The organism is Mesorhizobium sp. M1163 (genome assembly GCF_040318415.1).
Classification (GTDB): domain Bacteria; phylum Pseudomonadota; class Alphaproteobacteria; order Rhizobiales; family Rhizobiaceae; genus Mesorhizobium.
On sequence record NZ_JAMYMF010000021.1, the window covers coordinates 56,057 to 81,358 of the forward strand.

At 62.5% G+C, this 25,302-nt stretch carries 22 protein-coding genes and 5 pseudogenes; 10 read left to right on the forward strand and 17 right to left on the reverse strand.

The window, feature by feature from the left end; genetic code table 11:
- Positions 1 to 40 precede the first annotated feature (40 nt).
- On the reverse strand, positions 41 to 1,120 hold the full coding sequence (locus NKH43_RS20125; RefSeq protein ID WP_352859541.1) for an S-adenosylmethionine:tRNA ribosyltransferase-isomerase: 1,080 nt from the start codon (positions 1,118 to 1,120) through the stop codon (positions 41 to 43).
- Positions 1,117 to 1,839: an SDR family NAD(P)-dependent oxidoreductase gene (locus NKH43_RS20130; RefSeq protein ID WP_352859542.1), complete on the reverse strand. Its 723-nt coding sequence runs from the start codon at positions 1,837 to 1,839 to the stop codon at positions 1,117 to 1,119. The genes NKH43_RS20125 and NKH43_RS20130 overlap by 4 nt, the downstream gene beginning before the upstream one ends.
- Positions 1,840 to 2,155: 316 nt before the next feature.
- Here NKH43_RS20130 and NKH43_RS20135 point away from each other — a divergent pair.
- Both NKH43_RS20135 and NKH43_RS20140 read left to right on the forward strand, forming a co-directional pair.
- Positions 2,156 to 2,365, forward strand: a pseudogene (locus NKH43_RS20135) (LacI family transcriptional regulator); the annotation flags it as partial.
- Positions 2,366 to 2,698: 333 nt separating this feature from the next.
- Entirely contained in the window at positions 2,699 to 2,848 is a 150-nt protein-coding gene (locus tag NKH43_RS20140; RefSeq protein WP_023721868.1) for a hypothetical protein, read from the forward strand.
- Between the two features lie 178 nt (positions 2,849 to 3,026).
- Here NKH43_RS20140 and NKH43_RS35345 read toward each other — a convergent pair.
- The 6 genes and pseudogenes from NKH43_RS35345 to NKH43_RS20165 form a co-directional block, all read right to left on the reverse strand.
- A pseudogene (locus NKH43_RS35345) lies at positions 3,027 to 3,163 on the reverse strand (integrase); the annotation flags it as partial.
- Positions 3,164 to 3,324: 161 nt separating this feature from the next.
- Positions 3,325 to 5,070: an adenylate/guanylate cyclase domain-containing protein gene (locus NKH43_RS20145; protein ID WP_352859544.1), complete on the reverse strand. Its 1,746-nt coding sequence runs from the start codon at positions 5,068 to 5,070 to the stop codon at positions 3,325 to 3,327.
- A gap of 901 nt (positions 5,071 to 5,971) precedes the next feature.
- Positions 5,972 to 6,400, reverse strand: a complete 429-nt coding sequence (locus NKH43_RS20150; protein ID WP_031194889.1) for an SgcJ/EcaC family oxidoreductase — start codon at positions 6,398 to 6,400, stop codon at positions 5,972 to 5,974.
- An 885-nt stretch (positions 6,401 to 7,285) separates the two neighbouring features.
- On the reverse strand, positions 7,286 to 8,344 hold the full coding sequence (locus tag NKH43_RS20155) for an adenylate/guanylate cyclase domain-containing protein (protein WP_352859546.1): 1,059 nt from the start codon (positions 8,342 to 8,344) through the stop codon (positions 7,286 to 7,288).
- 203 nt (positions 8,345 to 8,547) lie between these two features.
- A complete protein-coding gene (locus NKH43_RS20160) occupies positions 8,548 to 9,003 on the reverse strand; it encodes an SRPBCC family protein (protein WP_352859547.1) in 456 nt (151 codons plus the stop codon).
- Between the two features lie 295 nt (positions 9,004 to 9,298).
- Positions 9,299 to 9,469, reverse strand: coding sequence for a hypothetical protein (locus NKH43_RS20165; protein WP_023723176.1), 171 nt, complete (start codon positions 9,467 to 9,469; stop codon positions 9,299 to 9,301).
- 103 nt (positions 9,470 to 9,572) lie between these two features.
- Between NKH43_RS20165 and NKH43_RS20170 the strand changes: the two are divergent.
- Positions 9,573 to 9,723, forward strand: a pseudogene (locus NKH43_RS20170) (ISNCY family transposase); the annotation flags it as partial.
- A gap of 321 nt (positions 9,724 to 10,044) precedes the next feature.
- Here NKH43_RS20170 and NKH43_RS20175 read toward each other — a convergent pair.
- From NKH43_RS20175 to NKH43_RS20200, 6 genes are all read right to left on the reverse strand, one after another.
- Positions 10,045 to 10,761 (reverse strand): ABC transporter ATP-binding protein, encoded by a 717-nt coding sequence (locus tag NKH43_RS20175; protein WP_023723177.1) that lies wholly within the window; start codon positions 10,759 to 10,761, stop codon positions 10,045 to 10,047.
- Positions 10,758 to 11,504, reverse strand: coding sequence for an ABC transporter ATP-binding protein (locus NKH43_RS20180; protein WP_352859548.1), 747 nt, complete (start codon positions 11,502 to 11,504; stop codon positions 10,758 to 10,760). Before NKH43_RS20180 ends, NKH43_RS20175 begins: the two co-directional genes overlap by 4 nt.
- Positions 11,501 to 12,487, reverse strand: coding sequence for a branched-chain amino acid ABC transporter permease (locus tag NKH43_RS20185; RefSeq protein WP_352859550.1), 987 nt, complete (start codon positions 12,485 to 12,487; stop codon positions 11,501 to 11,503). The genes NKH43_RS20180 and NKH43_RS20185 overlap by 4 nt, the downstream gene beginning before the upstream one ends.
- Positions 12,488 to 12,495: 8 nt before the next feature.
- Complete coding sequence (locus NKH43_RS20190; RefSeq protein ID WP_352496556.1) at positions 12,496 to 13,368, reverse strand: branched-chain amino acid ABC transporter permease; 873 nt, start codon at positions 13,366 to 13,368, stop codon at positions 12,496 to 12,498.
- Positions 13,369 to 13,529: 161 nt separating this feature from the next.
- Complete coding sequence (locus NKH43_RS20195) at positions 13,530 to 14,798, reverse strand: amino acid ABC transporter substrate-binding protein (protein WP_023723181.1); 1,269 nt, start codon at positions 14,796 to 14,798, stop codon at positions 13,530 to 13,532.
- 627 nt (positions 14,799 to 15,425) lie between these two features.
- Positions 15,426 to 16,235 (reverse strand): class I SAM-dependent methyltransferase, encoded by an 810-nt coding sequence (locus tag NKH43_RS20200; protein WP_352590970.1) that lies wholly within the window; start codon positions 16,233 to 16,235, stop codon positions 15,426 to 15,428.
- Positions 16,236 to 16,505: 270 nt separating this feature from the next.
- Here NKH43_RS20200 and NKH43_RS20205 point away from each other — a divergent pair.
- Positions 16,506 to 16,679, forward strand: a pseudogene (locus NKH43_RS20205) (tyrosine-type recombinase/integrase); the annotation flags it as partial.
- Here NKH43_RS20205 and NKH43_RS20210 read toward each other — a convergent pair.
- The 3 genes and pseudogenes from NKH43_RS20210 to NKH43_RS20220 all read right to left on the reverse strand — a co-directional run.
- Positions 16,676 to 17,032 (reverse strand): RES domain-containing protein, encoded by a 357-nt coding sequence (locus NKH43_RS20210; RefSeq protein ID WP_352859552.1) that lies wholly within the window; start codon positions 17,030 to 17,032, stop codon positions 16,676 to 16,678. The pseudogene NKH43_RS20205 and the gene NKH43_RS20210 sit on opposite strands and share 4 nt — an antisense overlap.
- The gene (locus NKH43_RS20215) at positions 16,953 to 17,309 is read right to left on the reverse strand and encodes an RES family NAD+ phosphorylase (protein WP_352859553.1); all 357 of its coding nucleotides are present in this window, start codon (positions 17,307 to 17,309) and stop codon (positions 16,953 to 16,955) included. The genes NKH43_RS20210 and NKH43_RS20215 overlap by 80 nt, the downstream gene beginning before the upstream one ends.
- Positions 17,306 to 17,377, reverse strand: a pseudogene (locus tag NKH43_RS20220) (XRE family transcriptional regulator); the annotation flags it as partial. The gene NKH43_RS20215 and the pseudogene NKH43_RS20220, both read right to left, overlap by 4 nt.
- Before the next feature lie 187 nt (positions 17,378 to 17,564).
- Between NKH43_RS20220 and NKH43_RS20225 the strand changes: the two are divergent.
- The 6 genes from NKH43_RS20225 to NKH43_RS20250 all read left to right on the forward strand — a co-directional run bounded on the left by NKH43_RS20225 (position 17,565) and on the right by NKH43_RS20250 (position 25,243).
- Positions 17,565 to 18,605: an NAD(P)-dependent alcohol dehydrogenase gene (locus NKH43_RS20225; RefSeq protein WP_352859554.1), complete on the forward strand. Its 1,041-nt coding sequence runs from the start codon at positions 17,565 to 17,567 to the stop codon at positions 18,603 to 18,605.
- A 337-nt stretch (positions 18,606 to 18,942) separates the two neighbouring features.
- On the forward strand, positions 18,943 to 19,854 hold the full coding sequence (locus NKH43_RS20230) for a carbohydrate ABC transporter permease (protein ID WP_352642010.1): 912 nt from the start codon (positions 18,943 to 18,945) through the stop codon (positions 19,852 to 19,854).
- On the forward strand, positions 19,854 to 20,753 hold the full coding sequence (locus NKH43_RS20235) for a carbohydrate ABC transporter permease (protein ID WP_352859556.1): 900 nt from the start codon (positions 19,854 to 19,856) through the stop codon (positions 20,751 to 20,753). Before NKH43_RS20230 ends, NKH43_RS20235 begins: the two co-directional genes overlap by 1 nt.
- A 47-nt stretch (positions 20,754 to 20,800) precedes the next feature.
- The gene (locus NKH43_RS20240; protein WP_352859558.1) at positions 20,801 to 22,330 is read left to right on the forward strand and encodes an ABC transporter substrate-binding protein; all 1,530 of its coding nucleotides are present in this window, start codon (positions 20,801 to 20,803) and stop codon (positions 22,328 to 22,330) included.
- Positions 22,331 to 22,395: 65 nt separating this feature from the next.
- Positions 22,396 to 23,925 (forward strand): xylulokinase, encoded by a 1,530-nt coding sequence (locus NKH43_RS20245; protein ID WP_352859560.1) that lies wholly within the window; start codon positions 22,396 to 22,398, stop codon positions 23,923 to 23,925.
- Positions 23,918 to 25,243: an iron-containing alcohol dehydrogenase gene (locus NKH43_RS20250; protein WP_352642018.1), complete on the forward strand. Its 1,326-nt coding sequence runs from the start codon at positions 23,918 to 23,920 to the stop codon at positions 25,241 to 25,243. The genes NKH43_RS20245 and NKH43_RS20250 overlap by 8 nt, the downstream gene beginning before the upstream one ends.
- Positions 25,244 to 25,302: the final 59 nt, after the last annotated feature.

A 25,302-nucleotide genomic window follows, 5' to 3' on the forward strand; every position in this document is an offset into this window, starting at 1 on the left:
CGTTTGCGAAAGCCCTGGAAATCCAAGATCATCGGATCGCCTAGAGTAGAGGCTTCGTCTCGCGCACTTCCCGGTTCTGTCCGCGCGGTCGATCCAGCCGTTGGCGATTGAGCAGCATGGAATCGCCGAATTCATGCGTGCGATATCGGTGCTCGGCGAAGGCTGCGGAGGCCTTGGCGAGCAGAGCATCGTCGGCAAAGGCTCGCAGGAGCTCGAAATGGCTTTCGCCAGGCTGGTGGACGCCTGTTAGAATCGCATCGACCACGCGAAGTGGCGTGCCCAGCGCGATACGCCCTGTCGCAATGCCATTTCCGGCACGCACATTGCCGTCGGGGTTGGCAGCTGCCTCAAGCGCGCGCACCACGCTCGTGCCGATTGCGATGATGCGGCTTCCGCGGAGCTTCGCCCGCGCGACCTGCGCCGCCGTGCGCTCGGGAATGCGGTACGGCTCGTCGAAAGGGAGGCGCAAGTCGAGCGCGGGGTCCCCGGTGGAAGACACGCCCGCGGCATGCGTGAGTGTTGCGAAGCCCACGTCTCGCCGACGCCAGGCCTGGAGCGTGCGCCAGTCGAGTGCGAACCCTGCCGATGGCGCCTCGAACGCCACCGGCCCGGCGGCAATCTTCGTCCAAACATTCCAAAGTGCCAACGGTTCGCGAACATTCGCATATTGGATCGGCCGGCCGTGCTGCGCCACTCCTGCAAGCACCGCTGCGCGGTCGCCTCGGAAGCGCAATTCGAGAAGGCGAGGATGGTCGAGAAGGCGCTCTATGACGGCTTCAAGCCGGCCGAGCCGGAGGTGATCGCCTGGTGATAGCGGGGGCGGAGGCAGCCGATTTTCCGTGCGCATGCGGTGATCGCCCGCGCCGAAGGCAATCGCCAGGAAGTTGGTTGGGTCGGGAAATGTCAGCCAGCCTGCCAGGCGGATCTCGATCGCCTCGTCGCTGGGAAGGTGCGTGCCGCGCAAGCTGGCAGGCAAGGTCGCGGCGTCATTGGCGATGACCAGATCGCCGGCATCGAACAGTATCGCGAGTTCAGTGCGCGGCAGGTCGCGCGTCGCGCCGTCCGCCTCCACGACGAGCAGCCTGGCGGCGCGCCGATCCGGACGGTCGGCGGCAATCATCCGCGTGTCTCGGCGAGAAGTGTTGCGCCGGCCGGCAACGTATCGAGCATCTTTTCGATGATCTCGGCAGCAGCCAGGTCGGGACGCTTCAATGTCGACGGATCGGCGTCAGGAAGCGCCAGCGCGTGCAGCGGGGTGTCCATATCGCCGGGGTCGAGCGCGAGGTGCCGGATGCCGTCGGCCTTCGCCTCCTCGTCCCAAATCGCCGTCAGGTGAGCAAGAGCGGCCTTGCTCGCACCATACGCGCTCCAGCCGGGATAAGCGTTCACCGCCGCGTCGCTGGAGATGTTGATCACCAGCGCGCCACGGTCCTCGCGCGCGGACGCGGCAAGTGCACCGAACAGTGCTTTCGTCAGCCGGAACGCGCCGACGAGGTTGACCGCGAGCGCTTTTTCCAGCTCCTCGCACTCGGTATCGGCAAGGAGCGCCGGTGGAACGGGCCCGAGGCTCGACGCATTGTTGATCAGAACGTCGAGCCCGCCTAGGCTCGCGGTGACCTGCAACGCGATCGGGTAGATGTCGTCCTTTTTGCCGACGTCGCCGACGATGCCATGTGCGCCCGTCTCGTCAGCGATGCGTTCGACGTTCGCGGCAGTGCGGGCAACGAAGGCGACGAACGCACCCTCTCTGGCAAGCTGCCGGACAAGCGCCAGTCCTAGGCCGGACGTGCCGCCGGTGACTGCTACACGAAGTCCCTGAAGATCAATGTTGGTCAGCATTGACGATACTCCTTCAATCCGTACAACTTATTGGTACAAGCTGAAGTTAACTTGAGGTCAAGCATTCATTCCGTGGATCGATGCCGACCAGACTCACGTATCGCGGCGCACCTTCGCCTTGTCGGCCAGCGGGCTGATCGCATGCGAGCGGGCCGGAACGGGCGCAAGCGCAGCCGCGATCATGCCGAGCCGGATCGCCTTATCGTCTTGACGCCGCGTATTGGCTGTCGATCGAGGCGATCGGCTCCGAGTTCGCCGTGATTATCAGGCCGGTGAAGGAAGCGTGTCGCCGTGCAAGCGCCATCGGATTGCGGCGGCGGAAACAATTCTCAGCCTCGCCGAACGCCACCAGTACACTACCAATCTGCAGGCGCGGGGCTTGGGAGGCTCGCGATCGGGCCTGGTCGGACTGATGCTGCCCATCCACGACAATCGTTACTTCTCCGCCATGGCGCAGACTTTTGACGGACATGTGCGCAGCCGGGGCCAATGCTCGGTCGTGGTCAGTGCCAGCCGCGACCAGGAGAGGAACGGCGGACGCGGAGACGTTTTCTCGATGACGGCGGCTTCTCCGGCTGACCAAGGCCCACCGGCTTCACTCCACCAAAGAAATATGATCATGATCTGGACCGAGACGATCGGCTTCCTCGGAAGCTTCTCCACCGTTCTCACCTCAATGAAAGCCATGCTGTGGCTGCACATCACGGCGGTGCTGAGCTGTTTGTGCTTTGCCACCTATGGCGCCCTCATCGGCAACTTACCCTGAGCCTGATGGAACTGGTGCTGCTGCCGATTATGCCTGGCGCCTGGTCGAACTTCTCCATCAAACTCAGCCGGGCCGGATTCAGGGGGCCCGAAAATGCCAACACCGCATCTCTGGCTGCTGCTCCGGTGGGCGCTTTCCCTCTGGGTGCTCGGCCGGATCTGGCTTGTGATCGCCGCTAGCGACCGCTTTCAGGAAGTGGCAGAGCTCGTCTCAACCGCCGAGACGAGGCGCAAATTCGCCTAGCGCCTCAACGCCGCATAGTTCCGCCTTTGATGGGCGACAGTGGACCGGCGGTTTTCGGGATGACCATCTTCCATGCCGAACGGCTGTGATGCGACGCATTGCGGAAATCGAGCCCCGTAACTGAGCGGTGGCTTTCAGAACATGATGACCTCTCCGCGAAGTCGAGAGGCCATCGTGATCAGATCTCGGTTCCCTCGGCGATGTGAGCGCGTCCCCGACCTCGACATCCGGATGGCGAACCGTATTCTCGATCTCGGTGTGCCCAAGCAGGATCTGAACCGCCCGGAGGTTGCCTGTTGCCTTATAAGAAGCGGATCGAAACCGGAAGTTCGACGCGAATTCAACGGAGAGCTCGCCGGCTGTTCACGCTGCTCTACGCGCTCAGTCCTAAGACAAGCCGCCAGAGAACTGGCCTTCCAGAAGCGACGCAGGTCAAGGGAACGTCGCCTCGCCGGGCATCTTTGCAACTGCGACGATCACTCTGGCACGCCGGAGATGCCCAGCGCCTCGACATAACGCTCGGCGAACACCTCGTCCAGCCACGGGTTGATCTGTCTCTGCAGGGTGAGCGTGTAGGTCGGGAACGCCTTCATAAGACGCCGCGCCGCCGCCTGCGCCTCGTCCAGCCGGTTAAGTTTGACCAGCGCCATGATCACCACCCGGTGCGAGGAGCCGTAGTTCGGCATCTCGTGCAGCGCGCGTTCTCCCCATGCCAGCGCTTCCTCGTAGCGCTCGAGCATCAGGTAGCTCATCCCGATGCCGGAGAGCGCGATGCCCTTCTCAGGGTCGATCGGGCTCAGCCGCATTGCCCTGTGAAAGTGCTCGATGGCGACGAGCGGGCGGCTGGAATGTGCGTTCACCCAGCCGCTGCCCGTATGGCCCTGCGCCGAATTGGGGTTGAGCAGCAGGGATCGCTCGATCGTGCGCAACGCCATCTCGTAGTCCTTCGCGCTGTAGGCGATCACCTGCGCGGCGAAGCGCAGGCTCGTGGGATCGTCGCGCGCTTCCGCCAGTACCTCTCGCGCCATGCGCGCGGCGACTCTGATATCGTCGGGCTCGTGCCAGCACTGGCTCACGGATAGGCTGCGGATATAGGCGCCGAGTGCCTTCGCCAAGTTGAAGCCAGGGTCGATGCTGAGCGCCTCGTTGGTGAGCCGGCGCACGTCGGCAAAGCCTTCGCGCGTCATGCTGTAGAAGCGCGGCAGCGCGCGAAGGTAGAGGTCGTAGGCGCTGATGTACTCGGTCGGTTTCATGCGCGCCTGCTTGATCTCCTGCAGCCGGATGCTCGGTTCGACCGCACCGACGACGCTCTCGGTCACCTTGTCCTGCAGGTCGAAGATGTCGCTCACATCGCCCTCGAAGCGGTCAGTCCAGACATGGTGCCCACTGATCGCGTCCACCAGCTGCCCGCTGATACGCACCCGCGATCCTGCTCTGCGGATGCTGCCTTCTAGCACGTAGCGGACGCCCAGCTCGCGCCCGACCTGGCGCAGGTCTACCGCCCGGCCCTTGTAGGTGAAGGACGAGTTGCGGGCGATCACGAAGAAGGAGTTCACCCGACTCAATCCCGTGATGATGTCCTCCACCAGCCCGTCGGCGAAGTATTCCTGGTCGGGGTCGCCGCTCATGTTGGTGAAAGGCAGGACCGCGATCGAGGGTTTCTCGGGCAAGGGAGGCGATGCAGCCACCGAGGCGCTGGCGTCGGTCTCGACGCGGTAGGCGCGCACGGGCCGCTCGATGTTCTTGAGGCGCAGGTTGCCGAGCGGCGTGAAGCCGCAATCGAGCTTGCCCTGAAGGTGGTCGTACGCGGTGCCGGAGACGACCACGGTGCCGGGATCGGCGATGCTTTCGAGTCGGGCGGCGATGTTGACCCCGTCACCGTAGAGGTCGCCGTCCTCCTCGCAGACCACGTCGCCGAGATTGACACCGATGCGCAAGCGAATCCGCTCTTCCTCGGGCACCTCCGCCTCATGTTCTGCCAGGGCCTGCTGAATCGCCATTGCCGAGGTCACCGCGTTAACGACGCTCGCGAACTCGCACAGCATGCCGTCGCCGGTGAGCTTGACGATCCGACCCTGGTGCACAGAGACCAGCTGTTCGAGGAGGTCCTTGCGGTACATCTTCAGCCGCTCGAGCGTGCCGCGCTCGTCGCGCTCCGTCAGGCGCGAATAGCCGACCACGTCGCAAGCCATGATCGCTGCGAGGTGGCGCTGCGTGGTCACTGCACCGCTCAGCCAAGCGCCTGCACGCGGGCCGCCCCGCGTCCATGTCCTGCCAACTTCCAGACGCCCCATGCGCATGGTATCCATCTCTCCCAGTCGCCGCCGTCGCCGATATAGAACGCAGAACGCAGCTCGACCTTGCCTTCACGAGGTTTCGCTATCCCTCTTGCGAGGCGTGGAGCGTTCCAGTCGCCGCGCCCACGCAGCCTCTGGAGACGCTGACACGTCACTCCCAGAAGGCCGGAGATATTTCTTGCCCTGTGTAACCGGTTGACGCCACCGTAGCGGTGCTTTTGTCACGGCGATGTAACAGCGAGATGGCCTGCGAGCGCGCGCATCGGGCATTACACCAGACGTTTGCGCTTAGAGGTGCTGAGGTCGGCAGGTAGTGCGGGCGCGACCTTCAGCATGGTCAGCTGCGATGTCTGCTTTTGGGCGAAAGCAAAATCCGCCTCTGCGGCCGATATTGAAGCGCAAAACTGCCATTCACTTCGTGATAGATGTAGGCCGGCTTCAATTCAGAACCGACCTCGGCCAAAGGCTACCTTTGAGCCAAGATGGCCTTAGTTGCATGTGATTGGGCAAACACGCCGACATCCTCAGTCGGCTATTGTCAAGCCGCTCGGGCTTCATGTCTTCGCCGCTCACCATTTTGTCACGGCGGAGAAATCGCGCTTGCCTGAGCCGAGGATAGTCACTTTCGCAACGACGCCCACCTCGGCCGGTACCCTCAGGTCCATGGCGCCATGGGGCCTTGGCGAAGACCAGGAATTCGGCACGCGTGGCGCTGACGGCCTCGGTGACGAGGATCAAAGCAGTCGAATTCGGCATTCCGGCACGCATACGTATTGGTGGTCAGGCTCGCTGGCGGACGCCCTGTTCCGCCTCTGGTTGGCGCGAGCTAGCCTTTCGAGCCGGCTGGGGCGATTGCGCCTGGAACAATATCCGTGTTCTGAGCCACCTTGATTCGCCATCCCGACTGCCCTTCTTGCACAATCAGAAGCAATATGCCTTTCCTAACCCCGGCCGGGGAGCCGTCCGGAGCAAATGCTCCCGTTAGCGTCCAAGTGTAATGAACAGAAGCAAGCCCCGGAGCCAATTCCACAACCGACGAGATATCGCCTTCTAATCGGCTATCCCGAAACATGGTGTCATGGGTGGCTCGGTGCGCCGCTTCGATCTCGGATCGGTTCTTCCACCAAACACCTACGACGTTAACGAAATTAGCATCGGAAGCGAACAGAGACGCAAACTCATCCATGTCATGCCGGTTCCAAGCGTTCGCAAAAGCGGTAGCGACATGCTCGGGCTTATCAGACGTCACGCTCATGACCCACGTCTCCTGCGTACCTCCGCTAAGCATAGGAGCCGGAACCGGATGCGACACGGCAAAGGTCAAATTTCAAATTGACGCACTACCGGCAGCGGAGGAATTGCGACATCCAATGTGGGATCCTGTTACGATCCCCTATGGCCATCCGAATAGTGGTTATCCTGGCGCTTCTTTCCGCCTTCGCCTACGGATTCGCAAAACTCGTTGAACGTTATGGCGGCGTTGGCGATCAGCCTTCTCCACGTGAAGAAGGCTCAACCCTTGATTGCCCAGACCGCAATGCGCCGCCACCTTAAACCTGAGCCTAAGCATTCGAGCGCGCTTGGAATAGGAAGTCGCGTTCGCGCCAATCAAGCGGAAGACCAAAGTCTGCACGGCAGAAGAGCGAATTGATGGCTATCATCCTGACATGATAGCGTTGCCGCACCTTGCCCGAGGACGGTGTCTTCGCGCCATTCCATGCACATGCCATGCGTCGCAGTTGCGCCACAAATGCTCAGGGCGCCAGTCCGGCCTTCCCCCAAGTGACAATCATGGCGTCAGGCGCCGCAGGCTGATGGATGTTGTCTGGTCGGTCATCTTTGATGAAACCGTACCGGATGCAGACGCCGAAGGGGGGCGGAAGGCGACTAAGAGCCCGCCAATTTCGTCTAAGTTCATGTCCGCCGTTTGCAAGTAAAAATGCGAAAAGCCACTACGATGCAAGGACTTAGCTTGCGTTCTTGAGCCTTCGACCTTTTCTCTAGCACGCGGCAGTAGTCCGGAGCAGTGGGTCTGAGTGCCCCTATTCTGCTCCTAGTTTTTGACGTTCGGAGACGACTAGATGGCCAAAATCAAGCTAACCAAATCTGCGGTTGACGCCGCCGCCCCGCAGGACCGCGATTACGCATCCGGCAGGGTGAAGACGGTGCAGGGCGCCGCGATGCCGCGCAGCACGTGTTCGCCCAGCGGCACCAGCCGTGTGGTGGTCTCGGCGGCGACCGCGCCCGAGATCAGCACCGAGCGGCCGAGCGGCCGGCATAGCCCCTCCAGCCGGCTGACCAGGTTGACCGCGGGGCCGATGGCGGTGAAATCCAGCCGGTCGACCGCGCCGATATTGCCCCACAGCATCTCGCCGAGATGCAGCGCCGCGCCGAACGGCAGCCGCGGCAGGCCCTGCGCCTGCCGCCCCGCATCGAGATGGGCCATGCCGGCGCGGGCGGCGACGACGGCGCGCAGCGCCGCCTCGCAGGCCTCGGCCGGCGCAGCGGTGACCGGGAAAATCGCCAGCATGCCGTCGCCGATGAATTTCAGCACTTCGCCCCCGAAGGCGTGCACCGCACCGGCGACGCGGTCGAACCAGGCGTCGAGCGCGGCGATCACCGCCGCGGGCTCGGTTGCCTCGGACAGGGCGGTGAAGCCGCGCAGGTCGGCATAGAGCAGCGCGGCGTGAATGGTTTCTCCGGTGCCGCGGCGCAAGGCACCGCCCTGCACCCGGGCGGCACTGCGCCGGCCGAGATAAGCCTCGAGTAGCGCTGTCAGCGCCGCCCGCGCGGCAAGTGCGGCAAGGGGCGCCGCGGCGAAGCGCGCGGCCTGGCGCAGCCGGGCAGCCTCGGCGGGGCCGAACGGCCGGATTCCGGCCCAGCCCAGCACCGGACTATCCGGCGCCCGGCCAACCGGGCCCTCCTGCACCGGGCCGAGCTCCGCCAGCCAGTCGCGCCCAGCCTGGCCGAGCGGACCGCCGGCGAAGCTCAGCGCCTCGATCACCGCCCCGGTCTCCGCCCGCCAAAGCCAGGTGCGGCGGGTGACAATGGGATGCGGAACCGCGAGCGTCAGCGCGCCGCCGGCCAGCGGCAGGCCGTCAGCCAGAAGTCGGCCGCCGAGCTCGGCCAGAAACCGATCGGGGGCGGCCGAGGCGCCGGCCTCGTCCACCAGCCAGGCGAGAGGCGCGGGCAGATCCATGGCGCGATTATGCGGCCACCGCACCCGGCCTGTCATCCGCGCCGTGACGATGCGCAGCCGGCCCGCCGATCTATCCTCCCCCCGCCCCCGGCGCTGGTACGGTCCGATCTTCGATGGCGCCGGGTTCGACCCGCCCTGCGAGCCGGCGTCCGCCGTCAAATTGCAACGGGCTCACGGGCGGCGATATCGTGCGCGGAAGGCTGTCACCCCCTGCCCGTGTGGCCGTATTTGGGATCCGGGCCGGGATCACGCCCGGCTGCAACCTCGCCCAGCCTGCCGAGGTAATGAGCCCAGCCCTCCGCATGGCCGGCGCATTGCTCGGCGCTGGGCAGGCCGGTGTGGGTCAGGCGCAGCAGCGTTCCTTCCGGCTGCTCGATCAGATCAATTTCGACCAGGCTCGATCCCGGCGGCACCTCATCGCTCTCTTCCCAGCCGAAGCTGTATGCCAGACGGTGCACCGGCACCACCTCCCGGAAGGAGCCGCGAGCGACGCGAGCCCCGGTAACATTGACGAGATAGAGCCCGCCGGGCTGCGGCTCGAGCTGCGCCTCTGTTCCCATCCAGCGCAGGATCTTCTCCGGATCGGTCAGGAGGGCAAACAGCGCAGCGGGGGGCGCCGGGATGTGTGTCTCGCGGCGGACGACGAGGGCCTCTTGCATCGGCTTCCTCCATAGTTGGGACAGTTGGAGCAATTATAAACCAGTTGGCTGCTCGTGCGATAGAATAGGATCGGACATCGACACTGGAGTGACAAGTGTGGCGAGATTCCGATGGGCACTCGCCGATCACAGCCGCGGCGCATGCGCTCCGCTTCGGGAGGCGTTCGAAGCGTTGGGTGCCGCATCCGATATCCCGAGGATCGATTCTCAGAAAACTGGCGCGGTGCTCCTACGCATAGCTGATTCCCGTCAGTGACCGGGGTTGCAGCGCGGAAACAGGCAAGCTGCGGCAGCTTCATGCCCCGTCGTCGCCCTCACGCCACCAGACGCGGAGCAGTTCGTGCAGTCGCGGCGACATCGTGGAGTGGCGGTCCTTGCGGCCCTTTCCCTCCTGGACGCGGCCGAAGTTGATCGGCCGCAACACCAATGCGCCCAGTATGATGATCGGCCAGCGGGCCGCGGACATGATAATCCATCAAGAAGTGCTGCAGTGACGCCCGTCGATCCCGGGCTCCTACGCAACATCCATTTCGGGACCATCTCTCTATTATTCTGCAGGCGGACGCGTGCCGGTTCTCAAAGGACGTGTTGAGCGCGCCAATCAGACACTCCAAGATCGGCTTGTGAAGGCACTGCGCCTGCGCGTCATCAGCACGATCAAAGGAGACCAATGCTTATGCACCTGAGTTCATGGCGGACTTCAACGCTCGCTTTGGCAAGGACGATCCTGCCGGTGGCTTCGGCGAAGCGCCGGGCCGGTGATCTGAACATTCCCCTTTTGCGGCGATATCTTCGGCATTCCACGAAACGAACGACGGGAGTTGGATATGAGAACGGAAATGTTGCTCGACGCAAAGGTCTCGCCAAGTCGGCCACAGGGCGAGTGTTCAGGTTCTGAGCAGCAGGCTTGAACTTCTGTACGACAACGAACTCAGCCTGATCATTCTCCCAATTGACTGCCGAAAATGACCGCCTTCTTACAACTAACCGCCAAGCCACATTTGGCACTTGCAACTCGCGCTGGGGTGTCGACCGCTTCTCTCACGCTCCCCCCATATAGATTTCCATGATCTGCCGGTCGTCGCGCACGTCACGACGCGTCCCCTCGAAGCGCTTTTCGCCGGCCGCCAGGATGTAAAGCTTGTCCGCAATCGGCATCGCCTCGCGGATGTTCTGCTCCACCATCACAATGCCGATGCCGTGCGCGGTGAGGGTGGTAATGCGTTCGAGCGTCTCGATGACCATGGCCGGCGACAATCCGGCGGAAGGCTCGTCCAGCAGAATGAAGCGCGGTTCCGAAACCAGTGCCCGCGCCAGCGCAAGCATTGCCTGCTCGCCGCCCGAAAGCGAACCGGCCGCGGTACGCCGCCGCCGTGCCAAAGAGGGATATTGCTCGATCAGCGCCTCGATGCGCTGCTCGACTAGCCGCCGGTCCGCGATGGCGTAGCCACCCATGCGCAAATTCTCCATCACTGTCAGGCGCGGAAACACACCGCCGCCCTGCGGCATCAACACCAGCCCCTGGCGCACCACCTCATGGACGGCAAGGTTAGAGAGTGTTGATTCGCCCAGGCGCGCCGTACCGCTCCACACCGGCAGCGCGCCGACAATGGCCTTGAGCAGGGTCGACTTGCCACTGCCGTTCGGCCCGAAGATGCAGGTAATCTTGCCAGCTTCCGCGCTCAGCGAGACGCCATGGACGATCTCCTGCTTGCCGTAGCCGGTAACGATGTTGTCGGCGGTGAGCGTGGTGCTCATTGCGGCCGCCCCAGATAGGTCTGCATAACCTCCGAATTGCGAACGATGTCGTTGAAAGGCCCGGTGGCCACGACACGGCCTGCATCCATGACGATGATGCGGTCGCACACGTTCCGCACCATTTCCATGTCGTGCTCGATGACCAGGACAGTGGTGCCGCGCTCGCGCAGCCGCGCGATGGCCTCCACGATGATCTTGCGGATGTTGGGATGCACGCCCGCTGTCACCTCGTCGAGCAGAATGAGCGAGGCCTGGCGCATCACAACGCGCCCGAACTCCAGCAGTTTCTGCTGGCCGCCGGAAAGATCGGATGCGCGGTTGTCGGCGACATGCTCCAGCTTGAGCAGCGCCAGCGTATCGGCCGCCCGTTCGCGCGCGCCCTGCCAGTGGCCCTCGGCCGCAGCCGCCAGCAGGTTTTCGGTGACGCTCATATTGTCGAACATGGCCGGAATCTGGAAGGTGCGAGCAAGCCCCAGCCGCGCGATCGCGTGAGCCTTTCGGCCGCCGATTTCGTGACCGTCGAAGCGGATCTGGCCACGATCCGGCATCACCGTGCCCGATATCAGGTTGAACAGAGTCGACTTGCCAGACCCGTTAGGTCCGATCAGGCCGGCGATCTCGCGCCGACCGACGTCCAGGGAGACACCGTTGACGGCCTTGATGCCGCCGAAATGGCAGTGGAGTTCGCGCACGACGAGAATAGGCTCGCCGGTGCCAGCCGTTTTGCCCTCGGCGGCGCTCAACTGGGCCGTCCCGGGCCGCCGCCGACAAGATTGCCGACCGCCTTGTCCAGCACGGCGCCAGACTTGGCCACGCGCCTCGAAAACATGCCGGCGATGCCGTTCGGTAGGAACAGCACCACCAGCACGATGGCCGCGCCCAATATGGCGATATAGAAGGCGGTGTCACCCCAGTACATCCAGATGATGCGGTTTACGACAAAGAGCGCCACACCGCCCAATGCCGGCCCCCACAGGCTGCCCAGCCCGCCCAGCAGCACCATCACCACCATCTGATCGGTGATGTCGCCGCCGAAGACGCTTTTCGGATTGATGAACGTGACCCAGTAGGCGAAGATCGCGCCGAATACCGAGGCGGTGACGGCACTGAGCACGAAGGTCTGCAGCTTGACCAGCGAAGTATTGATACCGATAGCCTCCGCCGCCGGCTCATGATCGCGCAGTGCCTTGACCTTCAGCCCGAAACGCGAGCGCTCGAACAGCGCCCACGTAATGAGATAGGTGAGCGCAGCCGCGCCGAACATGGCGAAGTAGAAGAAGCGCTCGTCAAGAAAGGGCGGCAGCCCAATGCCGCCGATGCCGCCGGTGAAGTCCATCACCGAGGCGAACTGTATGAGCACCTCGGCGAAGGCCCAGGTGGCTATGGCGAAATAGGCGCCGCGCAGGCGCAGCGTCGGCGCGCCGATGATGACGGCAAACAGCGCCGTCACCACGATACCGGCCGGGAGGGTGGCGAAGAAGGGCCAGGCGAGCCTGTCGCCCATCAGCAGCGCCGTAACATAGGCGCCGAGCCCGAAGAAGGCCGAATGGCCGAAATTGATGTAGCCGGCATAGCCGCCGAGCATGTTCCAGGAGCAGGCCAGCCCCGCCCACATCAGCGCGCCAGTGGCAATGCGCAGCCAGTAGTTGTTGACCAGCATCGGCAGCAGCGCCAGCACAACGATTACGGCGATCAGCAGGAGGAGGACGGCCCAGCGTGGCTTCATGTCCCGCCTCACAAGCCGTGCCGCAGGATCCCGCGCGGAGACACGAGAAGGACGAGGAATAGGGTGCCGAAGATCGCCAGCAGCGAATAGCTCGACCCGACATAGGTCGCGACGAAGGCTTCGATGACGCCGAGCAGCAGCGCGGCGACGAGGGCACCGCCGACGGAGCCCAAGCCGGCAAGCACAGCCACGAAAAATGCGAACAGAGTATAGCGCAGGCCGACTTCCGGGTTCACTGAAAAGATTGCACCCATTAGTACGCCGGCCATGGCAGTGATGCCTGCGTAGAGCCCGTAAACAGTGGCGCTGAGGCGGCGGATGTTGACGCCCATCAGTGCGGCGTTCTGCCGGTTTTCAGCCGTCGCTCTGATCGCCAACCCATAGCGGGTGCGGTAGAGGAACAGGAACAGTCCGCCGGCGATGGCGATCGCGAAGACCGCCGCGGCCACGCGGATCAGTGGCACCGTCACGGGCCCGACGGCGAGGCTCTCGCCGCTCAACACGGTCGGCACGCTGTGGGTATTGAAGCCCCACGCGGTCAGCATGCCGCCGCGCAGCAGTGTGAACAGGCCGAAGGTCAACGCCAGCGCCATCAATTCCGGCCGCGCCGTGCGGCTGTTGCGGACATTGTAGAGGATCGGCCCAATCAGATAGCCGATGGCGCCAAACAGCATGAAGGCCACGGGGATCGCCAGGAATCCGTCGACACCAAGTCCGGCACCCATATAGTAGCCGAGATAGCCGCCCAGCACGACCCAGCCGCCCACCGCGAAATCGATGACATGCAGCACACCGAAAGCGAGCTGGAAACCGATCGTAAAAGTGGCGATGACGCCGCCGATCAGAAGGCCGTTCAGCAAGGTCTGTAGGAATAGATCCAACGCGGGAACCGTCCGTCAGCCAACGAAAGAGCGGAGTGCCGCGGCAAAGCGGCCGTACACACGATAGCATGGTCCGTCATTTTCCGAGCACGCGCAACCACCGTCATTGCGCCGGGCAAGGGTGATGGCGACGAGGCCGCCCCCACCCTGTCCAGAACCGGCTATTTCCAAGCTGGCAGCGGGTAGGTGAGGTCCGCTGCCGCAGCCTCTTTCGGCCCCACCGCTACGGTCTTGCCACCCTGAATCTGGATCAGCACCGGCACCGGCTGGACGTTGTCGTGGTAGTGGTTGCCTTCCTTCTCGAACTTGATCGGTCCGTAGAAGGTCTGGATGTCGGTCGCGGCTATCGCGTCCTTAAGAGCAACCCTGTCTTCAGGCGTGAGCCCCGGCTTCTTGCCAAGCCGCTTGACGGCATCGCCGAAAACGAGACCGCTGGCCGCGCAGGCCGCTTCGGTATAGTCGGGCTCGTGCCCGGACTTCTTTTGCGCCATCTCGGCAAACTCCTTTGCGGTGCCGAAGAGGTCGTCCTTATATGAAACTGACGGCAGCCACACGGAGACGCCGCAGGTGCCGTCGGCGTCCGCGGCGAGCGCCTGGGCGAAGGCCGGGTCGGTGACGCCATAGTGCATTATCAGCGCCTTGGGCCGGAAGTTCAGCGACTTGGAGGTCTTGACGACATTGATCAGCGGCTCCTCATGGCCGCCGACGGCGACGATATCGGGATTGAGCGCTGCGATCTTAGAGATGACGGGGGTAAGGTCGCCAGAGGCCGGCACCAATTCGTAGGCGACGACTTCCAATCCGGCCTCCTTGGCCCCGTCGCGAAAACCTTCGCCGGTTTCCTTCGAGAAGGGTTCGTTGACGCCGATCACAGCAATCGTCTTGGCCATGGGGTTAGACAGTTTCGCCAGCACGGCCAGCGATTTACCCGCAGTGGTGTCCACGGCCGGGATGATGCCGAAGTTGAATTCCGGCTTGGCCTTCCAAACGTTTGGGGATTCCGCGGAGCCGGAAATCATCGGCACCTGGTACTTCTGGCAAATCGGCTGCACGGCGATAGTCGAGCCGCTGGTGTAAGGGCCGAATAGCACGTCGACCTCATTCTGGACGATCAGGCGCTCGGCGGCATCGGCGCCGGTCGCGGGGTTGCTTTGGTCGTCACCGTAGAACATGTCGACCTTGAAACGCTCGCCGGCGACTTCAACCCCGCCCTTGGCGTTGACGGCCTCCGCCCATAGGTCGTAACCGCGTTTGGTCAGGTTGCCGCCGAGGATGTTCTCGCCCGACAGCGAGGTGATAACGCCGGCCTTGAATGTCGTCACCTGCGCGCATGCCGCTCGCACAAACGGGCCCAACGGGCCGGCTGCGAAGGCGCCGGCGCTGACGCCGAGGAACCGACGGCGCGAAAAACGTTTGCTGTTCGTGAACATCACTCAACTCCCTTCATCCGTTATCAGATTGGAAACCGACGATATCTCCTGTTTATACCACTGTATGCCTTTTATGCGGACAGAGAAGATATGCCTGGGTCAACAGGCAATGCGTAAGGCGGCTTCGGGTCATCAACGCGTAGAGGCGCCGCAGGCTGTGGATGCTCAGTGCCTCGTCGTGCACCAGCTTCGTCGACGTATGCCTTTTGGGCGCCATTGGCGCCGCGAGCAGTTGTAGACGCGGCTCCTATTCTGCACCTAGACAAGTTTGCGAGGCATCAAGGAACGAAGGTCTAGTCATTAAGGCATTGATTTTTCTATTGATTATGTTCCTCGCGACGCTCCGTCGCATGGTAGACAAACCACTTTTTGAGAGGCAAGGCGCGAGATAGCCCTCGGATCATGGTCGCGGAGGGGTGGGATTCGCCGATCATGGCCTCGTCGCCAAGATGACGCCTTCGGCAGCCTTTTGATTTCTTTAAAACGGTCGCCGCAGTTTCGAAGATGGAGCCCCACGGAACCAAATCTGTCCGCTCGCGTCCGGGTTGGCTGGGCAAAGCCGGCCCGGCGCCCGAAGGCAGGCCCAAGCGGACAAGCGTGGCAACAATGCTTTCATTCCAAATTGGGTTACTCGGGCCGTTCTGCCACAAAGAGAGTATCGGAGAGAAGCCCAAGCCGGTCGCGATCCGCGGCGGGTATACGATCTGAATTTATTCGGGTGACCGTAAAGCCGGCGTCCTCGATACGCTCCTTGATATCCGGTCCGTAGGCTCGCACGTGATCCGATCCACCAAAGCGCTCGTCGCGCTCGCTCAGTGACATAGATGGCGTCGCTTCGATCGTTTGGCGATAAATAAGCGGCACCTGGATCCAGACCTGCCCTCGGGGCTTAAGAGATGACCAAAGTTGCCGAAACACATGCCGATCATCAGGTACGTGTTCCATGACATGACTTAAGACGACGATATCGAGATCGCTGGTGCGACGCATGTCCATCAGGTCAATTTTCACGGTATCGGGCCCGTACCGTCCCGGCTCGAAATCGGCTTTGATTAGATTGCCCGCTTGAGAGAGTCTCTTTGAAAGACCCTTCTCGCTCGGCGCAATCTGGAGAATTTCAAGCTGCCCCGCCGGCAACTTGATAAGCCTACGGTCTAGAGCACAAATCAAAAACCGCTCACGATCCACGGCATGACAAAGCGGGCAGATAAGAGTGTACGCTCCGAAACGGTAAAAAGCCGCTACATCGCGATCGCAGGCATTGCAGTGATGAGTCTTGCTCGTCGGGAGGTGCGTCAGGGCAAAGGCTCTGAGCCAATCTCGGTACGAATGAAGTTTGCGTGTGACCCGCCGTACTGTGATACGATCACCATAGCTGCGAAAAAGAGATAGAAGTCGGCTCTCTCGAACATTGTTCTTCCTTGATGGTTTCAGCATGTCGCCTCTAAGGTTTTTTCACCCAGGGGACGATAATTAGCGCCAGCTGATATGAAGTCGAGTCTGCGGAGCAGCCCGTGCTCCCGATCGGTCGCTGACGATGCAGGGCGTGGGAGCCAGGCCCTCGCGCTAACGCTGGGACAGCGGCCAGCAGGAACACGCGCTGGCGGGGCTGCTAGTTCTAGTTGTCCTATTCGAACCCCGCCTTTGAAGAGAAAAATTCGATCATCGTCATTGCTGCGCCTTGCCCGCTGCTCCTCGACAATGGCCCGCATCGTCAAATTCGCCGGCCACTCGCTGCGCGCTGGCCTCGCCTCGTCGGCCGAGGTCGACGAACGCGATGTGCAAAAACAGCTCGGCCATGCCTCCTCGGAGATGACCCGCCGCTATCAGCGCCGCAGACATCGCTTCCGCATCAACCTGACCAGGGCTTCCGGCCTCTAAGGAGGCAAAAACCCCTCCTCTGCCGTTATTCCGCCGCTCAGGTTCACGCGAACGCCTTCACCCTGAGCGTCAAGAGACTGGTTTTCTGCCATCGGGCAGCCCCGGAGCCTCCGGGCCTGTTTCATCGCCAGGACAGCTGGTCTTTCGGCAGCTGACCGCTCGGATCGAACACGTTCACTTTGTGCGGAAGATCGCCAGTCCCACAGCACCAAATTGCGGTCTTCCGTCTCCGCGCCCGGACCAAAACTCGGCACCAGAATTCCAGCAATGCCTTCAGGCCGCAGCCGGTCGTAGATGGACCAGGATGCAGGTCGCTCTCCGTTGCCGAGAGCCGTGGCCCAGGCGCTGCCCATGTTCGCAAGCGTGCCAGAAGATTCTCCCCTGCTTGGTTGACAGATCAGTGATGTCCTCGCAGTCCACCTCATAAGAGCACAGCACGCAGGGATCGATGCGATGCGCGAAGCCCTGGTTGGCTTCCTTGACAGTCGTCATGACCGTCAGCGACAAATATAGCGCGGGCACACCTTTGGGATTGAATCGAGCGCCCCTGATCGCCGCTCCATCACCGGAACTCGGCTTGAATGCCCAACGTGGATCATGCGTCCTGTAGCAGGTCCCGACAAGCCTCAAGCAAAGCCACCCAGGGCCATATGATCGAGGTAGTCGCGAATAGCAGCGGCCTTGCCGTCCTTGATGATCCCGCGCTAATTCGGCAGCGGCATGGTCGGCCTTCAAAGTCCTTGGCCGGGAAGTCGGTACGGAATCAGGCAACACCCGTTTCCGAACTGGATTTTGAAGCCGTGGATAAGCGGCTATGATGAGGGTGCCGAATGCAAGTAAGGTCGAGGAGGCCTCGAACAATCGGCTTTAGAGGAGACTAAGTCGATGACGAACGTGCGTGCCCTTGTCCTTGAACGCCAGCACGAACTCAAGCTGCGTGACATCGATCTGCCACAGACCGTAGGCCCGGGCGAAGTTCGCATCAAGATCCATACGGTAGGCATCTGCGGCTCTGACGTGCACTACTACACGCATGGCCGCATCGGCCCGTTCGTGGTCGAGGCGCCGATGGTCTTGGGTCACGAAGCCGCTGGCACCGTCGTCGAAACAGGCGAAGGCGTCGAGCATCTAAAGGTCGGCGACCGCGTCTGCATGGAGCCGGGTATTCCCGATCCCAATTCGCGAGCGAGCCGGCTCGGTCTCTACAACATCGACCCGGCGGTCAGGTTCTGGGCAACGCCGCCGATCCACGGCGTGTTGACACCCTATGTCGTTCACCCCGCCAACTACACTTTCAAACTGCCCGATAATGTCAGCTTCGCCGAAGGCGCCATGGTGGAGCCCTTCGCTGTCGGAATGCAGGCGGCGGCCAAAGCGAAGATCGCGCCGGGTGACACGGCGGTGGTGATTGGCGCCGGGCCGATCGGCACGATGGTGGCGATCGCGGCGCTCGCCGGCGGCTGTGCCCGCGCCGTTGTTGCAGATCTCGCCCAACCCAAGCTCGACATTGCCGGCGGCTATCAAGGCGTGATCCCGGTCAACGTCCGCGACCTGGCGGCGGAGGTAAAGCGCCTGACCGATGGCTGGGGCGCCGACGCCGTATTTGAATGCTCGGGCTCGTCCAAGGCATGGGAGACCCTGCTCGATTTGCCGCGGCCCGGTGGCGTGGTGGTGGTGGTCGGCCTGCCGGTGGCGCCGATCGCATTCGATGTCGCCACCGCCTCGACCAAGGAAGTCCGCATCGAGACTGTGTTCCGATATGCCCACCAATATGAGCGGGCGATCGCCCTGATGGCGTCGGGCCGGGTCGACCTGAAGCCACTCATTTCGGCGACCTTCCCCTTCGAAGACTCCATCACTGCCTTCGACCGCGCAGTCGAAGCCCGGCCGGCGGACGTGAAGCTCCAGATCAGACTGCCGGATTGAGGCGAGTTCCCAACAAGCCCGGGCGGTCCTCCCGAGCTCCTGGACGCGTTCCGTAGTTTCTTGGGCCGCCAAGTTGGCGGCGGCCCTGGTGCTTTTTATGCTGGTACACGGCATTGCCAGCGGCGTTCTACAAAAAGAACTCCATATCCGGCGATGACGGCGTCCCGTGGGACCGCGAGCAATCCCTTGAGCACTGATGGAACCGACTTGACAAATCGGCGGCCGTCCGACACGTTCTTAACAAAAGGCACAACAAACTTACAAAAGTTCAAGTTGGCACAATCTGGCCGATAGGGAGAAGGCCGATGCATCTCTGTCACCGAACGGAGATTTGCGCGTGAGCACCACAACCCTCACGCGGCCGAGTTCCAGGTGGGCCCTGCCCCGGTTCATGACGGCCGAGCATCCGTTTCCCTGGCTTGCGCCAATCACGGTGATGCTTCTCGTTTTCGGCATCTATCCTCTGGCTTATTCGGTCTGGCTGTCGTTTCACAAACGCAACGTCGTTTCCCGGCAGCTCGACTTTGCCGGGCTCCACCAATGGACGCGCGCATTCTCGGACGCGCGGATGTGGCATTCGCTGGAAACCACGCTGATCTACACCTTCGTCGCGCTTGCCGTTCAGCTTGCGCTCGGCATCCTTATCGCGCTTCTGCTTGACACCGACCGCAAAGGCTACGGGGTGCTGCGGGCGCTGATGACACTGCCGCTGGTGGTGCCGCCTGCCGTGACCGGAATGATGTTCCTGCTGATGCAGGACGGCTCTTTCGGCGTCCTGTCGTTCTACCTCTATGCCCTCGATCTGATCTCGCCGGCACAGCCGATCCTGACGCAGCCGGGAACCGCATTGGCGGCGATCCTGCTGGCCGACATATGGCAATGGACGCCGTTCATGGTGCTCATCATCCTGGCAGGGCTCAGGGCACTGCCGAAGGAACCTTTCGAAGCCGCGGCGATCGACGGCGCCAATGGCATCCAGACGTTCTGGCGGCTCACATTGCCGATGCTGCGCAAGGTGATAGCGGTCGCGGTGCTGATCCGCGGCGTCGATCTCTTTCGCATCTACGACTACGTCTACATCATCACCGCCGGCGGGCCAGGCACGGCTACCGAGACGCTTTCATTCTACGCGGGTCGAATCTACTTCACCGGAGACTTCCCCTATGCCGCGACCCTGTCGCTGATCGTGCTCGTCGTCTTGATCGTCGTGTCGAACGTCTTCGTCAGGCTGTTCAAGGTGAGGTTCTGATGGAACCGTCGCGCGCCCAAACGATCGCCCGTGACGTGCTCGCCATCCTGGTGGTGGCGATCTTCATGTTCCCGATCGCGTGGTGGGCTCTGTCGTCTATCAAACCCTATTCGGCGATCTTCGATCGCAGTGGACCGGTTTACACCGGTTTCGCGCCGACGCCGGACAATTACCGCGTGACGTTGCTTGGCGTTTCGCGCGTCGACATCGGCATGGAACAGGGCGGCGAGGCGGCGGGGGTGATCAAGGGCGGCGCCAGCTCCTACGATTCGCGCCAGTCGTTGCTCGACAGCGCCATCATAGCCGTCGGATCGACGGCGCTGACGCTGCTGCTGGCCACTCTGGCCGCCTATTGTCTGTCGCGAATGCAGTTCAGCGGCCAGCAGTCCTTCCTGTTCTGGATTCTCTCGCAGCGCTTCATGCCGCCAATCGCGATCGTCATTCCGATCGTTTTCATGTTCCGGGATCTCGGCTTGCGCGATACCTATACGGGGCTCATCCTCGTTCACAGTTTGATTAACCTGCCGCTGGCGGTTTTGCTTTTGAAGTCGTTCTTCGACGATGTTCCGCGCGAGGTTGATGAGGCGGCGCTGATTGACGGAGCGACGCGCTGGCAGACGTTCCAACGCGTGGTCCTTCCCATGGTCAAGGGCGGCATCGCTGCGACGGCTGTGCTGTGCTTCATCTTTTCGTGGACCGAGTTCCTGCTCTCACTGTTCCTGACAACGTCGATCCGCACTGTGCCGGTGAAGATCTCGACCTTTGTCACCTCGACCGCGACCGAGTGGGGCTACATCACAGCGCTCGGCACGTCCGCGATCATACCCAGCTTCATCTTTATCCTGCTGGTTCAACGGCATCTGGTCCGCGGCCTCACCCTCGGATCCCTGAAGGAGTGAGGCGCAGACGAGAAGAACGACGACAAAAACGCAACGGAGGAACGATCATGAGCTTCAGTGAACACGACAAGAAGACATTCGTCACCGATACCTGCAATGACTTTACGGCGCGCCGAATAACCAAACGCGACTTCATGAGGAAGATGGCGCTCGCTGGTGTCGGCTTTTCCGCCTTCGGATCGGCCATGCTAGGTGGCGGCCGCACCAATCGGGGTATGCTGGGGCTCGGGGTTGAAGAAGCCCGCGCCCAGGACGCCGATATGCTGAAGTGGCTGGCCGATGTCGGCAAGCCATATGCCGGCACCAAAATCCGCTACACTTCAGAAGCGACGCCGCCAACGATCGTGGCCAACCAGCTTGTCGCGGGTGAATTCACCAAGGCAACCGGCATTGAGGTGGAAGTCGAGATCGTGCCGCTGGAGCAGGTTCTCGCCAAGGCTACGCAAGACGTACAGGGCCAGCTGGGCACCTACGACGTCTACTATCTCGACCAGTCCTGGATGGCGACATTTGCACAGGATGTCGTCGATCCGCGCGAGTATTATGACCAGAACAAAGCACTGGCGATGCCCAACTTCGACTGGGACGATTTCTCCAAGCCGCTGGTCGACGGCATTGCCATGTACAACGGCAAACAGTGCGGAATTCCATTCGATATTCCGATCTTCATCCTGATGTACCGCAAGGATCTTTTCGACAAACACAATATCGCGCTGCCGACAGACCTCGACGCCTATCTCAAGGCCGTGCAGGCGCTCACAGAGGCAGAAAAAAGCAACGGCATCTTCGGCACCGCGTGCCAGGCCAAGTCCGGCCATTATTCGCTGGAATGCGACTGGACCTTCGCTCTGTGGGGCCATGGCGGTTCGATCTTCAACAAAGACAAGAAGTTTGTCGGCAATGACGAGCGCGGCGTGGCCGGGCTGCAATTCTATCAGGAGTTGGTCAAGAACTCACCGCCGTCTGCAACGACTTGGACCTGGGACGGTCAGGGGCAGGCGCTGACACAGGGTCAGGCCGCCATGGCAATCACCTGGGGCGAAGATTTCCCCGGCTTCGACGCCAACGATTCCAAGGTCAAAGGCCTGTTCGAGGCCTTGCCGGCGCCCAAGGAGGTTCCTGGCCGTCGCGCCGCCGCCGATTGCGGGTTCAACGAAATCCCGGCCGTCGGCCACCAGGGTGGCTCAACGATTTCGTTGTCGCAATATTCCAAGAACAAGGAAGCGGCATGGCTGTTCATGCAGTGGGTCTGCTCGAAGGATGTGATGGCGCGCGTGTCGACGCTCGGCGGCGGGGCCTCGCCGATGCGCAATTCCTCTTTTACAGATCCTCGGGTCAAGGCGAAGGCCGTTGTCGGGCCCGGAACGACACGCCATTTCGAGGCGATCAAATACACTATCGACAACCAGATGGGATCGGAGCCGGACATGCCGATCTGGGCGGATCTGTCGAACAACGACATCCCGGTTGAACTCGGCAAATTGCTTACGGGCCAAGACTATGGCGGCGACGCCAAGGCATGCCTGGATGCCATTGCCGGCATTGTCGACGGCAAAGTCAAGGATGCCGGTCTTTAGCGGGTAGTCGGTGATTTGGGCGAAGGCGGCTTCGACCGCCCTCGCCCTTTGGCAATGTGGCGGCAATGGTTCCTGATCTCGTCATCGGCATTGATTCCTCGACCTCGGCAACCAAGGCGATCGCCTGGGACCGCAATGGTCTGGCCGTGGCTGAAGGTCGTGCACCGCTTGCGATGTCGAACCCGCGCTCGGGCTATTTCGAGCAGGATCCGGCCGAGTGGTGGACCTCGACGGTCGCAGCGCTGCGGGTCGTGGCGTCGACGGTTCCGCCGGCACGCATTGCCGCCCTTGCCATTGCCAACCAGCGCGAAAGCTTCGGACTTTTCGATGAGCAGGGCCAGGCAGTCGGGCCCGCAACGCTCTGGCTCGATGAGCGCGCCCGGCGGAAGGCACGCCGCTTCGGCGAGAGCTTCGGCGCGGCACGCGTCCACGCAATATCCGGCAAGCCGCTGGACGTCATTCCTTGCCTTTACCGCATGATCTGGTTTCGCGAGGAAGAGCCCGAGATTTTTGCCCGGGTGGAGCGAATGGCCGAAGTCCACGGCTACCTGGTGTTTCGGTTGAGCGGCCTGTGGGTGACGTCCACCGCATCCGCCGACCCGATGGGCATACTCGATATGCGAGCTATGGACTGGTCGAACGATATACTGAACGCGGCAGGCGTCCCCCGGCGCATGATGCTGGACCTGGCGCGGCCCGGCGCCGTGCTGGGCCAACTAACGTCGGAAGCGGCCATGCTGACGGGCTTGCGGGAGGGCACGCCGATCGTCGCCGGCGGCGGCGACGGTCAATGCGCCGGCACGGGCGCGGGTGTGTTGCAGCCGCGATGCGCCTACATCAACCTCGGTACGGCAGTCGTCTCTGGCAGCTTCGGCATCGACTACGTGCATGATTTGGCCTTCCGCACCGAAACGGCGGTCGCCGATGATGGCTATATCTACGAGACGTGCCTTCGCGCCGGTACTTTTCTTGTCGACTGGATGGCGCGCGAAATGCTTGGCGTCGATCTGCATGGCGCAAGCGACGCCCTGAAGGCGCTCGAGGCCGAAGCCGCTACCAGCCGGATCGGCGCAGGCGGCATAATGCTCCTGCCCTACTGGCAGGGCGTCATGGATCCGCACTGGGATAGTGCTGCCCATGGTGTCATTGCCGGGCTTTCCGGGTCGAGCCGCCGCGGCGACATCTATCGCGCCGTGCTGGAAGGCATAGCGCTGCATCAGGCCGCGACAAGTCAGCGGGCCGCTGCGGCTGCCGCCCAGACCATCGACCAGTTCATAGCCATCGGCGGAGGAGCGAAGTCCGACCTGTGGATGCAGATTCTGGCCGATGCACTCGACCGTCCCGTAATGCGTTCGACGACAGTGGAAGCCTCCTCCCTCGGCGCGGCGATGGCAGCGGCCAAGGGCGTGGGCTGGTTTTCCACCATCGCCGAAGCGTCGCTCGCAATGGCCAGCAAGCCGGCCAAAACCTTCGAACCGGACGCGAAACGGGCCGAGCTCTACGCCGAGCTTCTTGCGATCCATGCCGATCTTTGGCCTACGCTTTCAGCCTGGAACCAGCGACTCGCGGCCTTCATGGAGACCGATCATGGCTGAAACGACCAACTGGAACGCGTTGATCGAGGACGTTGTCGCGGAACGCTGGAAAGATCCTGAGACAGGCGCGGCTGCCGTCCTGCCGTTCCAGACGATCGAATTGCTGGAGACGACGGAGGGCCGCGAGGCGGATCTCGTTGCGCCCCTGGGGCTCGGCCGTCGCATCGCTGTTGTGTCCGATGTCAACACCGTCGATGTGATGGGCCGGCGCGTCGCGAAGGCGCTGCGCGCCATCGCCGACATCAGTGAAATCGTTCTGCCTGACGGCCTCGACTGCGACGAGGCAACGATCCAGATGGTCAGAGAGAAGACGCGTCATGCCGACGGGGTCGTGGCCGTCGGGTCCGGCGTCCTCAACGACAGCTGCAAGCATGCAACCTTCCTCGACGAGCGCCCCTATGCCGTCTTCGGCACGGCCGCCTCAATGAATGGCTACGGCGCCTCGACAGCGTCGGTGACGTTGGCTTCAGGGCTCAAGATCTCGCTGCCCTCGCACGCTCCGCGGGGCATCTTTCTGGATCTTGGTGTATCGGCCGCAGCACCCGCCTGGCTCAGCGCCGCTGGGCTCGGCGACAGCCTCTGTCGTCCCACCGCCCAGATCGATTGGTGGGCTTCGCATCGGCTGTTCGACACCTACTATTCTGCCGTGCCCTACCTGCTGCAGGCGGGCGATGAGGAACCGATGCTGGCCCATGCGCCTGGTCTTGCCAGGCATGACGTCACCGCTGTCGGGCATCTCCAGCGCGTCTTGACGCTGTGCTCGATGGGTGTGTGCTTCGCCGGCGTTTCCCATCCTGGATCCATGGGAGAGCACCAGATTTCCCATTGGGTCGACATGTTCGCGCAAGACCATCATCCCGGCACCACGCACGGTCAGCAGGTCGGGGTTGCCTCGCTGGTCATGGCGCGTCTGCAAGCGCGGCTGCTGGACAGGAAAGAGCCGCCGCAGGTGAAGCCGACCGCCATCGACGAGGCGGCGATGCTGGCCCGCTACGGGGCACAACTTGGACCACTTTGCATTGCCGAGATGAAGAAGACGGCACTCGACGCCAGCCAGACGGAAAGCTTCAACCGCAGGCTTGCGGAAATCTGGCCGGCCCTGCGCCAGGAGGTTCGGCCCATGGCAATGCCGATTGCACGCATGGAGGCAGCACTCAAGGCTGCCGGGGGGCCGGTCACTGGCGCGGAACTAGGCCTGCCGCGCGCGCTTTGGCACGACGCCATCCGCTATTCGCGAGAAATCCGCGGCCGATGGTCCTTTGTCAATCTGGCCGCCGATGCAGGGCTGCTGGAGGAGTTTCTGGAGAGCGAATGGTGAGAGCGCATCCGATCGCCAATGGCTCGCATGGCGACGTGGAACCCAACCGGCAAGAGCAA

Bases quoted from the DNA above. Each gene is read 5' to 3' on its own strand.
- NKH43_RS20125 (WP_352859541.1), bottom strand. From the start codon at position 1,120: ATGATTGCCGCCGACCGTCCGGATCGGCGCGCCGCCAGGCTGCTCGTC.
- NKH43_RS20130 (WP_352859542.1), bottom strand. From the start codon at position 1,839: ATGCTGACCAACATTGATCTTCAGGGACTTCGTGTAGCAGTCACCGGC.
- NKH43_RS20140 (WP_023721868.1), top strand. From the start codon at position 2,699: ATGCCAACACCGCATCTCTGGCTGCTGCTCCGGTGGGCGCTTTCCCTC.
- NKH43_RS20150 (WP_031194889.1), bottom strand. From the start codon at position 6,400: ATGAGCGTGACGTCTGATAAGCCCGAGCATGTCGCTACCGCTTTTGCG.
- NKH43_RS20155 (WP_352859546.1), bottom strand. From the start codon at position 8,344: ATGGATCTGCCCGCGCCTCTCGCCTGGCTGGTGGACGAGGCCGGCGCC.
- NKH43_RS20160 (WP_352859547.1), bottom strand. From the start codon at position 9,003: ATGCAAGAGGCCCTCGTCGTCCGCCGCGAGACACACATCCCGGCGCCC.
- NKH43_RS20165 (WP_023723176.1), bottom strand. From the start codon at position 9,469: ATGTCCGCGGCCCGCTGGCCGATCATCATACTGGGCGCATTGGTGTTG.
- NKH43_RS20175 (WP_023723177.1), bottom strand. From the start codon at position 10,761: ATGAGCACCACGCTCACCGCCGACAACATCGTTACCGGCTACGGCAAG.
- NKH43_RS20185 (WP_352859550.1), bottom strand. From the start codon at position 12,487: ATGAAGCCACGCTGGGCCGTCCTCCTCCTGCTGATCGCCGTAATCGTT.
- NKH43_RS20195 (WP_023723181.1), bottom strand. From the start codon at position 14,798: ATGTTCACGAACAGCAAACGTTTTTCGCGCCGTCGGTTCCTCGGCGTC.
- NKH43_RS20200 (WP_352590970.1), bottom strand. From the start codon at position 16,235: ATGCTGAAACCATCAAGGAAGAACAATGTTCGAGAGAGCCGACTTCTA.
- NKH43_RS20210 (WP_352859552.1), bottom strand. From the start codon at position 17,032: ATGGGCAGCGCCTGGGCCACGGCTCTCGGCAACGGAGAGCGACCTGCA.
- NKH43_RS20225 (WP_352859554.1), top strand. From the start codon at position 17,565: ATGACGAACGTGCGTGCCCTTGTCCTTGAACGCCAGCACGAACTCAAG.
- NKH43_RS20235 (WP_352859556.1), top strand. From the start codon at position 19,854: ATGGAACCGTCGCGCGCCCAAACGATCGCCCGTGACGTGCTCGCCATC.
- NKH43_RS20240 (WP_352859558.1), top strand. From the start codon at position 20,801: ATGAGCTTCAGTGAACACGACAAGAAGACATTCGTCACCGATACCTGC.
- NKH43_RS20245 (WP_352859560.1), top strand. From the start codon at position 22,396: ATGGTTCCTGATCTCGTCATCGGCATTGATTCCTCGACCTCGGCAACC.
- NKH43_RS20250 (WP_352642018.1), top strand. From the start codon at position 23,918: ATGGCTGAAACGACCAACTGGAACGCGTTGATCGAGGACGTTGTCGCG.